This window comes from Anaerotruncus rubiinfantis (assembly GCF_900078395.1).
Classification (GTDB): Bacteria; Bacillota; Clostridia; order Oscillospirales; family Ruminococcaceae; genus Anaerotruncus; species Anaerotruncus rubiinfantis.
In genome coordinates this window covers 150,145-164,236 of the sequence record NZ_FKLA01000009.1, presented here as the reverse complement: position 1 = coordinate 164,236, position 14,092 = coordinate 150,145, and the positions used below count along the sequence as shown (strand labels likewise).

The following is a 14,092-nucleotide window of genomic DNA, read 5'->3' as shown; positions in this document are numbered from 1 at the left end:
GCCGGCATTGTGAATTTTCATAGAAATATGGTACAATGTAATCACAGACGGCGAAGCAAACAGCTGAGAAAAGGCAAAACGGCGTCTGCGGCGAAGATGCGCATTGGATACCGATTTATGATTCTGGGAAAGTGAGGGCTTTTTATGGGTACATGGGCACAGCTCGCGCCGGTCTTTTGGCTGGTGTTGGGAATTATTCTAGCGGTCGTGGAGGGCGTGAGCGTCCAGCTGACCGCAATCTGGTTTGCCCTTGGCGCAGCCGCGGCGGCTGTGGCGGCATTGCTCGACGCGTCCATCGGCGTGCAGGCGGCGGTATTCCTCGTGGTATCCACGCTGCTGCTGCTCTGCACCCGCCCGTTTGCCAAAAAGGTTCTGCGGGTCAAAAAGCAGAGCACCAATGCCGACCGTGTGATCGGCCAGATCGGTGTCGTCCAGGAAACGATCGACAACGATCTCGGCGCGGGCAGGGTTGCGGTAATGGGGCTCGGCTGGGCCGCGCGCACCATGGACAACCGCGATATCCCAGCTGGGGAAAAGGTTCGGGTTTTGGCGATCGACGGCGTCAAGCTCATTGTGGAACCGTATACGAAACAAACCGAAACGGAACAATAATTTTGGGGAGGACTGAAAATGGAGTTTCTTATCTGGCCGATCGTACTGATTGTACTGATCCTGTTTGTCCTGATCGTTATCGTCTCAAATATCAAAATCGTCCCGCAGGCGAGCGTCTATGTTGTCGAGCGCCTCGGAAGCTACTTTGCAACCTGGGAAACCGGCCTTCATGTGAAGGTGCCGTTCTTCGACAGCATCGCCAAGAAGGTTTCGCTCAAGGAGCAGGTCGTGGACTTTGCCCCGCAGCCGGTAATCACCAAGGATAACGTCACCATGCAGATCGATACGGTTGTCTTTTACCAGGTGACCGACGCCAAGCTCTTCACCTATGGCGTTGAGCGGCCGCTCTCCGCGATCGAGAACCTGACCGCGACCACCCTGCGAAACATCATCGGTGAGATGGAGCTTGACAGCACCCTCACCTCCCGCGATGTCATCAACTCGAAAATCACCGCCACGCTGGATGAGGCGACCGACAAGTGGGGCATCAAGGTCAACCGCGTCGAACTCAAAAACATCCTGCCGCCGCGTGAGATCCAGGACGCGATGGAAAAACAGATGAAGGCCGAGCGGGAACGCCGCGAATCCATCCTGCGCGCCGAAGGTGAAAAACGCAGCCAGATCCTTGTGGCGGAAGGTGAGAAGGAATCCGCGATCCTGCGCGCCGAAGCGGAAAAACAGTCCGCGATCCTGCGTGCCGAAGGTGTCAAGGAACAGAAAATCCGTGAGGCGCAGGGCGAGGCGGAAGCCATCGCGCTGGTTCAGAAAGCGAACGCCGACGCGCTGCGCATCCTGAGCGAAGCGAACGCCAGTGACACGGTCGTGCAGATCAAATCGCTTGAGGCGTTCCAGAAAGCGGCGGACGGCCGAGCGACCAAGATCATCATCCCGAGCGAGATCCAGTCGCTGGCGGGCCTGGCCACCAGCCTCAAGGAGATCATGTCGGACAAAAAAGCATAAACCCTGCCGCGAAAAAGAGCCTTCCGGCCAATTGGCCGGAAGGCTCTTTTTAAATCGTTACGCCAGCAGATCCTGCCGGTAGGTTGGGGAAACGGTCTCGCCGGGACGCACAAGCAGAATGTCCTCGCCGAGCCAGTCGCCCGCAAGCAGGCGGGAGAGCAGCGAAAGATCGCCTTCAGCATGGAAAAAATCCCAGTCGTTGTGCTGGGCAATGATCCGGGCCGAAAGGCTGGTGTCATGCAGACCGAGCGTGGTGTCCGCCAGATAGCAAAGAGCCTGGCATTCGGCGGCGGGGCAGGACAGGAAGAGTTCCCGGTTGCTTTCGGGAAGGCTCCAGCAGAGCTTGCCGTCGTAGAAGCTGTACAGGCGGCGGTAAGCGGCCGCGCTGCCGAGCAGCAGGGATACGCTGTTATGTACACGCGGGAGCACCAGCGGGATTTCTCCGGCGCGCAGGCCCTCTTCCGGCACGACGCAGGCGCCGGGCAGCAGCACGGCCGCGTCGCAGCCTTTGGCGCCGGCGAGCTTGTCGCGCACCGCTGTGGGATTCTGACAGAGGTCCTCGGGCAGCAGGCAAATTTCCGACTGATGTGGGATTTGCGGGAGCATCCGCTCCAGATAGGGTGCTAACGGGGGACAGGTTATCAGCAAGAGCTTCATCGGTTGTTCACATCCAATTCATTGATCTATCATTGAGTTTAGACCATAAACGCGATATGATCAATGCAAAGAATCTGGAAAATATATTGGCGGGTTCAGCCGCGGATGAAAGCCTCCCAATTGAGGAAGAATAAGCCGTACAGGTATGGAGGAAACTGGTTCTATGATAGAGAATAAACAGGAAATATTACAGCGGGCAATTCTCATCGCGGCGGATACCGGAGAATATGATGTGGAAGTCTCGCTCGACGAGCTTTCAGAACTGGCCGCAACCGCGGGCGCTCAGACGGTGGCAAAGGTAGTACAGAAACGCCCGGCCTTTGACCCGGCGACAGTGATCGGAGCCGGACGGCTCGAAGAGGTCGCCGCCTGCTGCGAAGGGGGAAGCGCGGATCTCGTCATTTTCGACTGCGAACTTTCCCCAAGCCAGCAGCGGAATGTGGAAAAGACTTGCGGCGTTCCAGTCATCGACCGCACCACCCTGATCCTTGACATTTTTGCACAGCGCGCGGTCACCGCTGAAGGCAAGCTGCAGGTCGAACTGGCGCAGCTGCGTTACCGGCTGCCGCGGCTCACCGGCCTTGGCACATCGCTTTCGCGGCTCGGCGGCGGCATCGGTACCCGTGGGCCGGGCGAAAGTCAGCTCGAAACCGACCGGCGGCATATCCGGCGGCGGATCGCGTCCTTGCAGGAGCAGCTCGCGGAACTTGAGAAACGCCGGGGGCTGCTGCGCGCGCGCCGTAAAAAAGACGGAGTAACCACCGTCGCGATCGTGGGTTATACAAACGTGGGCAAGAGCACACTTTTGAACGCGCTCACCGACGCGGGTGTGCTCGCGGAGGATAAGCTCTTTGCAACCCTTGATCCAACTTCCCGGGCACTGAGCCTGCCGGACGGGCGTTCGGTCATGCTGGTCGATACAGTCGGGCTGGTGCGCAGGCTCCCGCACCAGCTTGTTGAGGCGTTTAAATCGACTCTGGAGGAGGCTGCGAACGCCGACCTGCTCTGGTGCGTCTGCGACGTTTCGTCGGATGAGGCGGATGAGCAGATCCAGGTGACCAAACAGCTGATGCAGGAACTTGGCGTACAGGATACGCCGGTGCTCACTGTGCTCAACAAATGCGACCGGATTGCGCGGGTTCCGCTGCCGGTGAACGATTTGACCGCGCTGATCTCCGCAAAGACCGGATTTGGATTTGACGAGCTGCTGCGCAAGACCGCCAAGGCGCTCGCGCCGACCCACAAACGGCTCAAACTGCTGATCCCATACGATAAAACCGGACTTATCAATGAGATTTTGCGGGATGGGAAGGTCTTTTCGCAGGAATACGCGGAGGACGGGACCGTACTTGACGCGCTGGTTGATGTGAAGATCCTGCATAAGGTCGCGCAGTACGCCAGATAAAAGGGAAGCCCCGTCGAAAGCGGGGCTTCCCTTATTGTTTACGCTTTGGTGCAGACGAACGCGCCCATCCGGAATTCCGCTTCCGAAAGCCGTTCGCGCAGGATAAAGCCCGCCTGTGCGAGCGCGGCGCGGTATTCCGCCTCGGAGAATAGGGTGATTTTTTGAAGGTGGTGGAATTGCTGGACCGCCCCGTCCTGTTCGACCAGATGGAACATCTCAACCTCGACCGCTTGCGGCGCCTTCCGCTTCACCGTTTCCATCCGGCAGAAATGGATCCCATCCCGTTCGCCGCTCTGGGAAACGATCCCTTCCCGGAAGGTTTCCCGCGTGGCCCATGGCGTGAGCAGAAAAACCCCGCCCGGCGTGAGACAGTCATACACGCACCGCAGCCCGTCGCGAAGCTGGTCGTAACCCCGTGCAAAGCCGATGCTTCCGTAGAGGTTGACCGCCGCGCCGAACGGTTCGTCAAAGTGAAAATCGAAGATATCCGCGGGCAGAAATTCAGCGGACGGCACCTTGCGGGCGGCCGCGTGGAGCATCTCCTCGCTCAGGTCGATGCCGGTTACCGCGAAGGATTCCGCAAAGGTGCGGCTCTGCTCGCCGGTACCGCAGGCCAGATCCAAAAGGCGGCGGTTTGGACAGGTTTTGTATTTTTCGATCAGCGCGGCGGCTTTTTGTGCCTCCGCGCGGTATTCCGCCGGGTCCACATACATGATATCGTAGTAGTCGGCGATCGTTTCAAAATTCGCAGGCATGAAAGACCTCCTGAAAGTAATTTTTTGTGATATCACATCCCCATTGTAACCCGTAAAATAAAAAAAGAATAGACTTTTTCTTTCGGTTCTGGTATAGTAAAAATTAACCCGTACCTAGGGGCATAAAACCGGCGCGCAGCAAAAAGCTGCGCGCCGGTTTTATGCTTTTGGACCGGATTTACTTTTGGTAGGCGCCGAGGATTTCCGCAACATAGAGGATGTGGTAATCTTTGCCCGGATAGTTGGCCGCGTCGAGCGATTGGTCGATGAAACAGGCGGGATCGAACTGCTGGCGGTAAAGCTTGCGGCAGGTGAGGACCAGCTCCGCTTCGGAGATGACCGGCGCGCCATCCAGGGTGCCGGAAGTGAAGCCGCAGGCGGCGAGCTTATCTTCATTTCGGCCGGAATGCGCGCCGCAGTAGCCAAGCTGGCTGCGGAATTCCTCCGGGACAAAGCAGGCTGAGAAAAGGCTGGTATCGTCCAGCAGTTCGCGGGAGAACCGCTGCGGGCGCAGGAAAATATAGGCCACCGGCTTATTCCACAGCACGCCCACGCCGCCCCAGCTGGCGGTCATCGTGTTTGTTTTCTCACCGCGGCGGGTGGTGATGAGCGCCCACTGTTTGCCGATCAGCTGAAAAGGGTTCTGCGTCAGGTCGTATACGGAGATGCTTTGCATAAGAATCCACCTTTCGGATTGATTTACCGGATGTTTCACTTCCATTATAGCATTACAGGCGGGGAAAAGAACCCCCTTTTGTGCAATAGCAACCAATAAAAAAGTGAATAAGATGAATATTCATGCAAAAATTGGCTTGTAATTGTATAATTATGATGTATAATAGGGTGCATAATGAATGATTAACCACTGGAGGGTGTTTAAAATGGAGCAGATAAAGTATAAAAAAGTTGTTCTTGCATATTCCGGCGGGTTGGACACATCGGTTATTATCCCGTGGCTCAAAGAAAATTACGGCTGCGAAGTCATCGCGGTGGCCGCCAATGTCGGCCAGGGGGACGGAGAACTTGAGGGGCTGGAAGAAAAGGCCATCAAGACCGGCGCTTCCAAAATCTACATTGAGGACCTCACCAAGGAATTCGTCGACGACTTCATCATTCCCACAGTAAAGGCCGGCGCGGTTTATGAGGGGAAATATCTGCTGGGCACTTCCTTTGCCCGTCCGATCATCGCCAAACGTCTTGTCGAGATCGCAAAAAAAGAGGGCGCCGACGCGATTGCCCACGGCTGCACCGGCAAAGGCAACGACCAGGTCCGGTTTGAGCTGACCATCAAGGCTTTCGCGCCGAATATGGGCATCATTGCCCCTTGGCGCTTCTGGGAGCTCAATTCCCGCGAGAAGGAGATCGCCTACGCGGAGGAGCACAATATCCCGCTCAAAATCAACCGCGAGACCAACTATTCGAAGGATAAGAACCTCTGGCACCTTTCGCATGAGGGCCTCGACCTTGAGGACCCCGCAAACGAGCCGGATTATGAAAAAATCCTGGAGATGGGCGTTACACCCGAGCAGGCCCCTGACAAGGACACCTATGTCACCGTCAGCTTTGAAAAAGGCGTGCCCGTCGCGCTCGACGGCGTCAAGATGGATTCGGTCGCACTGCTCGAAAAGCTCAATAAGCTCGGCGGCGAAAACGGCATCGGCATCATCGACATGGTCGAAAACCGGCTGGTCGGCATGAAGAGCCGCGGCGTCTATGAGACCCCCGGCGGCACCATTCTCTACCAGGCGCATCAGACGCTCGAGGAGCTCTGCCTTGACAAGGAGACCCAGCACTATAAGATGCAGATGGCCATCAAGTTCAGCGAGCTGGTCTATAACGGCCAATGGTACACCCCGCTGCGCGAAGCAATGAGCGCGTTCGTCGACAAGACCCAGGAAACGGTCACCGGCGACGTCAAGCTCAAGCTCTACAAGGGCAATATTATCGGCGCGGGTGCATCCTCTCCGTACTCGCTCTATTCCGAAGAGATCGCAACCTTCGGCGAGGACCATGTGTATGACCAGGCGGATTCCGCGGGCTTTATCAACCTGTTTGGTCTGCCGCTTAAGGTGAAGGCGTTGCTCGACGAAAAAAAGATCAAATAACAAAACAAACGACGGGGCTGTAACACAAAAGGCAGGTTTGCCCTTTGTGTTACAGCCGCTTGTTCTAAAAGAAAGGCTGAGGGATTTTTCTATGAAGATGTGGGCGGGACGTTTTGCCAAGGAAGCCGACAGCCGGGTGAACGATTTCAATTCTTCCATCCGGTTTGATTCACGGATGTATGAACAGGACCTGATGGGTTCGATGGCGCACGCGCGGATGCTCGCGGCGAACGGGATCATTCCGGAGGGCGACGCGGAAGCGATCTGCGACGGGCTGGAAGGTATCCATGCGGATCTCAAAAGCGGGAAACTGCTCTTTGACCCGGACGCGGAGGATATCCACATGTTCATTGAACAGGAGCTGACCGCGCGCATCGGTGACGCGGGCAAGCGCCTGCACACCGCCCGCAGCCGCAACGACCAGGTCGCGCTTGACCTGCGGATGTATCTGCGCGAGGAGACGAAAAGCGTTTCCGGCCTCCTGCTTGACCTCATCAGGGAGCTTGCCGGCAAGGCGGATGAACATCTCGAAACGGTCATGCCGGGCTACACCCATCTGCAGCGCGCGCAGCCCATTACATTGGCGCACCACCTGATGGCCTACGCGAATATGTTCTGCCGCGACGTAAAACGGCTTTCGGATGCGGCGGCACGGATGAATTTCTGCCCGCTGGGCAGCGGGGCGCTCGCCGGGACGACCTATCCGATCGACCGGCAGATGACCGCCAAAGCGCTCGGCTTCACGGCGCCCGCCGCCAACAGCCTGGACGGCGTTTCCGACCGGGATTTCTGCATTGAGCTTTGCAGCGCGTTTTCTACCATTATGATGCATCTTTCCCGCTTTTCGGAGGAGATCATCGCATGGTGCTCGTGGGAGTTCAAATTTATCGAGCTGGACGACGCGTTCGCAACCGGATCGAGCATCATGCCGCAGAAGAAAAATCCCGATGTGACCGAGCTTATCCGCGGCAAGACCGGGCGGGTTTACGGCGATCTGATGACCCTGCTCACCATGATGAAGGGGCTGCCGCTCGCCTACAACAAAGATATGCAGGAAGATAAGGAGGCCATCTTTGACGCGGTCGATACGGTGAAGCTGAGTCTTTCGACTTTCACGCCGATGCTGCGGACGATGACCGTCCTGAAAGAAAATATGCGCGCGGCGGCTGCGAAAGGCTTCATCAACGCGACCGACTGCGCGGACTACCTCACCAAGAAAGGCGTCCCGTTCCGCGACGCTTATAAAACGACCGGTACGCTGGTGGCGCTGTGCATTGAAAAAGGGCTCACGCTCGAGACGCTGCCGCTCGCAGACTACCAGGCGGCGAACGGACTGTTCTCGGAAGACATTTATGAGGCGATCGACCTCATGGCCTGTGTGAACGGCCGCACGAGCGAAGGCGGCCCCGCGCCGCGGGCAGTGCGAAAGCAGATCGCGCTCGTGCGGGAATTCCTCGCCGCGGCGGCGAAATAAAAGCTTCGGCGAAACCTTCCCGAAGGTTTGCGGGGGCGCGGGGGGCGCGGGGGCATCCGGGCCTAAGCGCCGAGATGGTTTTTGTTTGTGAATTTGGTTTGGAGTGTGTGTTCTATGAAAAAAATAAGGGCGGGCGTCATTGGCGCCACCGGTTACGCCGGGCTGGAGATCGTCCGGCTGCTGCTGACCCATCCGGACGTCGAACTTGCGGCAATTTCTTCGGTCAGCTTTGAAGGCCAGAGAATCAGTGAAGTCTATCCGCAGCTCACCGGCATCCTTGACGACAAACTCTGCGGCGAGGCGGCCGTCGCTGAAAAATCCGATGTGGTTTTCGGCTCGCTGCCACATGGCCTTTCCGAGCCGATCGCCCGCCGGTGCGTGGACGCGGGAAAGCTCTTCATCGATATGGGCGCGGATTTTCGCCTGAAAAATGAAGCGGATTACCAAAACTGGTACAAGGGAGAATACGCCGACAAGCCGTTGCACGAGCAGGCGGTCTATTCGATCCCGGAATTGCACCGGGGTCTTCTGAAGGGGGCAAAGCTGATCGCAAATCCGGGCTGCTATGTCACATCGGTGTGCCTGGGGCTGGCGCCAGCCATGAAGGCTGGGGCGATCGATCCGGAAACGCTTGTGATCGATGCAAAATCGGGCGCGACCGGCGCGGGCCGGGGACTGGCGCTGAACACCCACTACACCGAATGCAACGAGGCGTTCGCTCCCTACAAGGTTGCCTGCCACCGGCACACGCCGGAGATCGAACAGGTGCTCGGAGAACTCTCCGGCGCGCCGGTCACCGTGACCTTTGTGCCGCACCTGCTGCCGGTAAACCGGGGCATCGTCTCGACCATGTATGCGAAACGCATGCCCGGCTTTGACGAGAAAAAGATCCGAAGCCTTTACGAGTCGTTTTATCAGTGCGAACCGTTTGTGCGTGTCCTGCCGGAAGGCTCGGTTGCCAACCTGAAAAATGTGAAATTTTCAAACCTCTGCCATATTTCGCTGCACAGCGATCCGCGCACCGGCCGCCTCATCGTGGTTTCGACGCTGGACAACATGGTCAAAGGCGCGGCCGGACAGGCGATCCAGAATATGAACCTCGCGCTTGGGCTCGAGGAAACCGCGGGGCTGGCGATTGTGCCGCCCGCATTTTAAAGACAGTGAGGAGCCGAGAATATGCCTTTTAAATTTGTGGACGGCGGCGTCTGTGCCGCCAAAGGGTTTGCTGCGGGCGGCGTGCATTGCGGCATCCGGAAAAATAAAGAGAAAAAAGACCTCGCCATGATCTACAGCAAGGCTCCCTGCGCTGCGGCGGCGGTCTACACCCAGAATAAGGTCAAAGGCGCGCCGATCGCGGTAACCAGGGCGCATATTGCCAATGGTTATGCGAAAGCCGTGCTCTGCAATTCGGGCAACGCGAACACCTGCAACGCGGATGGGGAATACATTGCAAACGCGATGTGTGAAAGCGCCGCCAAAGCGCTGGGCATTGCGGAGGATGATATCGTCATCGCCTCCACCGGCGTCATCGGCCAGCCGCTGCCGCTTGCCCCAATCACCGGCGCGATGGGGAAACTTGTGGGGGCGCTTTCGGAGAATGGAAGCGCCGACGCGGCCGAAGCCATCATGACCACCGACACCAAACGCAAGGAGATCGCGGTGCGGTTCGAAATCGGCGGGAAGATCGCTTCGGTGGGCGGAATCGCCAAGGGCAGCGGCATGATCCATCCGAATATGGCGACCATGCTCTGCTTTGTCACAAGCGATGTGGCAATCGCGCCGGCCATGCTGCAGAAGGCCTGCAAGGAAGTGGCGGACGAGACATTCAATATGATCAGCGTGGATGGGGACACCTCCACCAATGACATGCTCACCGTGCTGGCGAACGGCCAGGCGGGCAATGTACAGATCGACTGTGAAAACGGCGACTACTTCAAATTTGTCGAGGCGCTGACGATTGTCTGCCGAACCCTTTCCAAAGAGCTGGCCGGAGACGGTGAGGGCGCTTCAAAGCTGCTTGAATGCACTGTGTCCGGCGCGCCGGATAAGGCCACGGCCAGGACGGTGGCCAAAGCGGTCATCTGCTCGAGCCTTTTCAAGACGGCGATGTTCGGCGCGGATGCGAACTGGGGACGGATACTCTGCGCGATCGGCTATGCGGACGCGGCGTTCGACATCGGCAAGGTGGATGTCTGGTTCGCTTCTTCAAAAGGGAAGATCGCGGTCTGCAAAAATGGAACAGGCATCGATTTCAGCGAGGAGAAAGCCAAGGAGATCCTGCTGGAGAGTGAGATCCAGACGCTGATCGAGATGAACCAGGGCAGTGAAACGGCCACCGCGTGGGGCTGTGATTTGACCTACGAATATGTGCGGATCAATGGCGACTACAGGACTTAAAGCGCCTTCCAGGCGCCCGGGCCCCCTTTCTTGCTCGTGCAAGAAAGGGGGAAAAGAACACGCCAAGGGGGAACCCCTTGGAACCCCACCGCCGCTGGTTGCTTCGCAAAGGCGGCGGCCGCGTCCTTAGACTTCGAGACCTGCGCCGCAGCCGCTCCCAAGGAAACGGTCAGCTCAGGACTGAATGCAGCGTTATACGCTCCCAGCGGTGGGAACGGTCGGATGCAGGACAAAACGCAGCGCTTTGCGCTCCCTGTGGACGGCTGGGGCCGGCAAGGGGATACAAACAGGAGAAAACAGAGGTGGGCAATATGAAGATCAGCAATACCGACAAGGCCGCCGTTTTAAACCAGGCGCTGCCTTATCTGCAAAAATACTATAACAAGGTGGTTGTTGTCAAATACGGCGGCAACGCGATGGTCAACCCGGAACTGAAAGCCGCGGTCATGAGCGACATCGTGCTGCTTTCGCTGGTCGGTATCCGGGTGGTTCTGGTGCACGGCGGCGGACCCGAGATCAACGAAATGCTCTCAGCTGTCGGCAAGGAGAGCAAATTCATAAACGGCCTGCGCTACACCGACGAAGAGACGGTCAAGATCGTGCAGATGGTGTTGGCGGGCAAGACAAACAAAGACCTGGTAGCGCTTTTGCAGCAGCAGGGGGGCAAGGCGCTGGGGCTTTGCGGTATCGACGGAAAGCTCATCCAGGCGCAGAAGGTGAAAAGCGAAGTGGATCTGGGATTTGTGGGCGAGGTGACCGGTGTGAACACCAAATTGATCCACGACGCGCTCGATATGGGCTACATCCCGGTGATCTCGACGCTCGGCTGCGGGGAGGACGGCACCGTCTACAACATCAATGCCGACGCGGCGGCTTCCCGTATCGCGGCCGAGCTGCATGCGGAGAACCTCATCTCGCTCACTGATATCCGGGGACTTTTGCGCGACAAGGACGACGAGAATACACTGATCCCGGTGGTCAATGCGAGCGAGGTGCCGGAGCTCATCCGGCAGGGCGTCATCAAAGGCGGTATGATTCCGAAAGTCGACTGCTGCGTCGACGCGGTGCGCCGCGGAGTGAAGCGCGCCTTTATAATAGACGGCCGTATTCCGCATTCGATCTTAATTGAAATGATGACCGATGAAGGTATTGGCACCATGTTCCTGGGCTGACGAAGGGAGTGGAATAACATGAAAATCAAAGAGCTGGACCAGCAGTATATCGCGAACACCTATGCGCGGTTCGATCTCGAGGCGGCAAGCGGCAAGGGCGCGACCTGCAAGGATTTTGACGGCAAAAGCTATGTGGATTTTTCCTCTGGCATCGGGGTGAACAGCCTTGGCTTCTGCAACGAAAAATGGGTGGCGGCGGTCACCCGGCAGGCTTCCACCCTGCAGCACATCTGCAACCTTTATTATTCCGCGCCGCAGGCCGAGCTCGCCCAAAAGCTCTGCGGGCGCACGATCGCAAAGAAAGTGTTCTTCTGCAATTCCGGGGCGGAAGCGATTGAGGGCATGATCAAAGCGGCCCGCAAATACGGCGCCGATAAATACGGCAGGGAACGTTATAAAATCATTACGCTGGTGAATTCCTTCCACGGTCGTACGATCACCGCGCTTGCGGCGACCGGGCAGGAGGAATTTCATCAGAAATTCCTGCCGCTCACCGACGGGTTTGATTATGTCCTGGCAGGCGATCTGGACGACCTGAGAGACAAGCTGGACGGCACCGTTTGCGGCGTGATGATGGAGATGATCCAGGGCGAAGGCGGCGTGATTCCGCTGGACAAAGATTTTGTGGTGGGCGCGGCAAAACTCTGCGCGGAAAATGACGTGCTGTTTTTGGACGACGAAGTGCAGGCGGGGGTTGGCCGCAGCGGGAAATTCCTCTGCCATGAGCATTACGGGATCGAACCGGATGTGGTTTCCCTGGCAAAGGGACTTGGCGGCGGCCTGCCGATCGGCGCGGTGCTGCTCGGCGAAAAATGCGAGCAGGTCTTTGCCCCGGGTGACCACGGTTCCACCTTCGGCGGAAATCCGGTCGTCTGCGCGGGCGCGAACGCTGTGCTCGATCAGATCGACCAGAAGCTGCTCGATGAGGTGCTTGCCAAAGGTGAATACATCGCCAATCAGGTGCGCAGGATGCCGCATGTAGCGGGCGTTGTTGGAAAAGGGTTGATGCTTGGAATTGCATTTGACGGGTTGAGCAGCAAAAGCGTGTCCGCCGCATGCTTGGAAAAAGGGCTGATCGTCATGCCCGCGAAGGAAAAGGTGCGGATGCTCCCGCCGCTGACCATCACCTATGAGGAGATCGAAACCGGACTGAAAATTTTAAGTGAGGTGCTGAGCGAAATATGAAACATTTACTCCAGCTGCTCGATCTTTCGGGCGAAGAAATCATTGACATCCTGAATTTTGCCGACCAGCTCAAATATGAACTCAAACACGGCATCCGTCACCAGCATCTGAAGGGCAAGACGCTTGGCATGATCTTCCAAAAGTCCTCCACCCGCACCCGCGTCTCGTTTGAAGTGGGCATGGCGCAGCTGGGAGGCTCGGCGCTTTTCCTTTCGGCGCGCGATTTGCAGATCGGACGCGGTGAACCGGTCGAGGACACCGCCCGCGTGCTTTCCCGGTATCTCGACGGCATCATGATCCGTACCTTTGCCCAGCAGGAGGTTTCTGACCTTGCCAAATACGGCTCGATCCCGGTCATCAACGGACTCACCGACTTTGCGCATCCCTGCCAGGTGCTGGCCGATCTCATGACGGTGCGTGAACATAAGGGTCGGCTTTCTGGAGTGAAAATGTGCTACATCGGGGACGGCAACAACATGGCCAATTCCCTGATCGTCGGCGGGCTCAAGACCGGCATGCAGGTTTCAGTCGCGACCCCGGCAGCCTATCAGCCCGATCCGGTCGTCCTGGAATTCGCCAAAACCTATGGAGACAAATTCCAGCTGACTTCCGACTGCGCGCAGGCCGCCGCCGGCGCGGATGTGGTCTTTACCGATGTGTGGGCCTCGATGGGTATGGAAGGCGAAGCGGATGAGCGCCACAAAGCATTTGCTGGCTACCAGGTGAACGATCAGCTGCTTTCGGTCTGCGCACCCGACGTGATGGTGCAGCACTGCCTGCCCGCCCACCGCGGCGAGGAGATCACCGCCGAAGTGTTCGAGGCGCATGCCGATGAGATCTTCGATGAGGCCGAAAACCGTCTGCATGCCCAGAAGGCCGTCATGGTCAAAGTGATGGGCTGACTGGGTTTGCGTGTCCCGTCACGCGGGACGGGCACGTTGCGCCATGCACACTTTGTGCGTTTCGCCGCGCGCCACGGGAATCAAGCGGCATTGCCGCTTGAGAATCACTGGCACGTTTCGCCGTGCACACGAGTAACTTTCTTGTGCGCACAAGAAAGTTACCAAAGAATGCGCACAAGGGGACTAGCCGTCCCCTTGTGAAACCTTGGCAGACGCCTTGCCAGAACTTGCTTCGCGGGCACTCCCCACAAACGGTCAGCTCAGGACTGAACGCAATGTTACGCGCTCCCCGCGATGGAAACGTCAGACCCAAGCAGGTCTTTTGCGCTCTCCCCGATACCTACAGAGACTGCCGGCCGGCGGTCTCTGTTTTACTTTATTCGGCGCAGCCGGTTTTCGCAAGGTTGTGAAAACCCGTCCCGCGTTCCTTATCCCGAATCCGTCGCCAAAGGCGGCGGGTCGTCGCAG

General features: G+C 57.8%; 13 protein-coding genes. 10 read left to right on the top strand and 3 right to left on the bottom strand.

Annotated elements, in window-relative coordinates; all coding sequences use genetic code 11:
- The first annotated feature begins 144 nt into the window (after window positions 1-144).
- Window positions 145-612 (top strand): NfeD family protein, encoded by a 468-nt coding sequence (locus tag BN4275_RS06145; RefSeq protein ID WP_066455504.1) that lies wholly within the window; start codon window positions 145-147, stop codon window positions 610-612.
- Window positions 613-630: 18 nt separating this feature from the next.
- Window positions 631-1,572, top strand: coding sequence for an SPFH domain-containing protein (locus BN4275_RS06140; RefSeq protein ID WP_066455502.1), 942 nt, complete (start codon window positions 631-633; stop codon window positions 1,570-1,572).
- A gap of 57 nt (window positions 1,573-1,629) precedes the next feature.
- On the opposite strand, the gene BN4275_RS06135 is transcribed toward BN4275_RS06140, so the two are convergent.
- Window positions 1,630-2,229, bottom strand: a complete 600-nt coding sequence (locus tag BN4275_RS06135; protein ID WP_066455499.1) for a DUF1638 domain-containing protein — start codon at window positions 2,227-2,229, stop codon at window positions 1,630-1,632.
- Window positions 2,230-2,392: 163 nt separating this feature from the next.
- On the opposite strand from BN4275_RS06135, the gene hflX reads away from it, so the two are divergent.
- The gene (gene hflX, locus BN4275_RS06130) at window positions 2,393-3,634 is read left to right on the top strand and encodes a GTPase HflX (protein ID WP_118477895.1); all 1,242 of its coding nucleotides are present in this window, start codon (window positions 2,393-2,395) and stop codon (window positions 3,632-3,634) included.
- A gap of 38 nt (window positions 3,635-3,672) precedes the next feature.
- On the opposite strand, the gene BN4275_RS06125 is transcribed toward hflX, so the two are convergent.
- Both BN4275_RS06125 and BN4275_RS06120 read right to left on the bottom strand, forming a co-directional pair.
- The gene (locus tag BN4275_RS06125; RefSeq protein WP_066455494.1) at window positions 3,673-4,389 is read right to left on the bottom strand and encodes a class I SAM-dependent DNA methyltransferase; all 717 of its coding nucleotides are present in this window, start codon (window positions 4,387-4,389) and stop codon (window positions 3,673-3,675) included.
- A 178-nt stretch (window positions 4,390-4,567) separates the two neighbouring features.
- Complete coding sequence (locus tag BN4275_RS06120) at window positions 4,568-5,065, bottom strand: flavin reductase family protein (protein ID WP_066455492.1); 498 nt, start codon at window positions 5,063-5,065, stop codon at window positions 4,568-4,570.
- Window positions 5,066-5,270: 205 nt separating this feature from the next.
- On the opposite strand from BN4275_RS06120, the gene BN4275_RS06115 reads away from it, so the two are divergent.
- The 7 genes from BN4275_RS06115 to argF all read left to right on the top strand — a co-directional run bounded on the left by BN4275_RS06115 (window position 5,271) and on the right by argF (window position 13,624).
- Window positions 5,271-6,494 (top strand): argininosuccinate synthase, encoded by a 1,224-nt coding sequence (locus tag BN4275_RS06115; RefSeq protein ID WP_066455490.1) that lies wholly within the window; start codon window positions 5,271-5,273, stop codon window positions 6,492-6,494.
- Between the two features lie 91 nt (window positions 6,495-6,585).
- Window positions 6,586-7,968 carry an argininosuccinate lyase gene (gene argH, locus BN4275_RS06110; RefSeq protein ID WP_066455487.1) on the top strand — a complete coding sequence of 461 codons (1,383 nt, stop codon included), beginning with the start codon at window positions 6,586-6,588 and terminating at the stop codon, window positions 7,966-7,968.
- A gap of 114 nt (window positions 7,969-8,082) precedes the next feature.
- On the top strand, window positions 8,083-9,123 hold the full coding sequence (gene argC, locus BN4275_RS06105) for an N-acetyl-gamma-glutamyl-phosphate reductase (protein ID WP_066455484.1): 1,041 nt from the start codon (window positions 8,083-8,085) through the stop codon (window positions 9,121-9,123).
- A gap of 21 nt (window positions 9,124-9,144) precedes the next feature.
- Window positions 9,145-10,365, top strand: a complete 1,221-nt coding sequence (gene argJ, locus BN4275_RS06100) for a bifunctional glutamate N-acetyltransferase/amino-acid acetyltransferase ArgJ (protein ID WP_066455481.1) — start codon at window positions 9,145-9,147, stop codon at window positions 10,363-10,365.
- 311 nt (window positions 10,366-10,676) lie between these two features.
- Window positions 10,677-11,537: an acetylglutamate kinase gene (gene argB / locus BN4275_RS06095; RefSeq protein WP_066460236.1), complete on the top strand. Its 861-nt coding sequence runs from the start codon at window positions 10,677-10,679 to the stop codon at window positions 11,535-11,537.
- A gap of 18 nt (window positions 11,538-11,555) precedes the next feature.
- The gene (locus tag BN4275_RS06090; RefSeq protein WP_066455468.1) at window positions 11,556-12,722 is read left to right on the top strand and encodes an aspartate aminotransferase family protein; all 1,167 of its coding nucleotides are present in this window, start codon (window positions 11,556-11,558) and stop codon (window positions 12,720-12,722) included.
- A complete protein-coding gene (gene argF / locus BN4275_RS06085; RefSeq protein ID WP_066455467.1) occupies window positions 12,719-13,624 on the top strand; it encodes an ornithine carbamoyltransferase in 906 nt (301 codons plus the stop codon). Before BN4275_RS06090 ends, argF begins: the two co-directional genes overlap by 4 nt.
- Window positions 13,625-14,092: the final 468 nt, after the last annotated feature.

Coding starts and splice junctions, on each gene's coding strand:
- BN4275_RS06145 (WP_066455504.1), top strand. CDS start 145: ATGGGTACATGGGCACAGCTCGCGCCGGTCTTTTGGCTGGTGTTGGGA.
- BN4275_RS06140 (WP_066455502.1), top strand. CDS start 631: ATGGAGTTTCTTATCTGGCCGATCGTACTGATTGTACTGATCCTGTTT.
- BN4275_RS06135 (WP_066455499.1), bottom strand. CDS start 2,229: ATGAAGCTCTTGCTGATAACCTGTCCCCCGTTAGCACCCTATCTGGAG.
- hflX (WP_118477895.1), top strand. CDS start 2,393: ATGATAGAGAATAAACAGGAAATATTACAGCGGGCAATTCTCATCGCG.
- BN4275_RS06125 (WP_066455494.1), bottom strand. CDS start 4,389: ATGCCTGCGAATTTTGAAACGATCGCCGACTACTACGATATCATGTAT.
- BN4275_RS06120 (WP_066455492.1), bottom strand. CDS start 5,065: ATGCAAAGCATCTCCGTATACGACCTGACGCAGAACCCTTTTCAGCTG.
- BN4275_RS06115 (WP_066455490.1), top strand. CDS start 5,271: ATGGAGCAGATAAAGTATAAAAAAGTTGTTCTTGCATATTCCGGCGGG.
- argH (WP_066455487.1), top strand. CDS start 6,586: ATGAAGATGTGGGCGGGACGTTTTGCCAAGGAAGCCGACAGCCGGGTG.
- argC (WP_066455484.1), top strand. CDS start 8,083: ATGAAAAAAATAAGGGCGGGCGTCATTGGCGCCACCGGTTACGCCGGG.
- argJ (WP_066455481.1), top strand. CDS start 9,145: ATGCCTTTTAAATTTGTGGACGGCGGCGTCTGTGCCGCCAAAGGGTTT.
- argB (WP_066460236.1), top strand. CDS start 10,677: ATGAAGATCAGCAATACCGACAAGGCCGCCGTTTTAAACCAGGCGCTG.
- BN4275_RS06090 (WP_066455468.1), top strand. CDS start 11,556: ATGAAAATCAAAGAGCTGGACCAGCAGTATATCGCGAACACCTATGCG.
- argF (WP_066455467.1), top strand. CDS start 12,719: ATGAAACATTTACTCCAGCTGCTCGATCTTTCGGGCGAAGAAATCATT.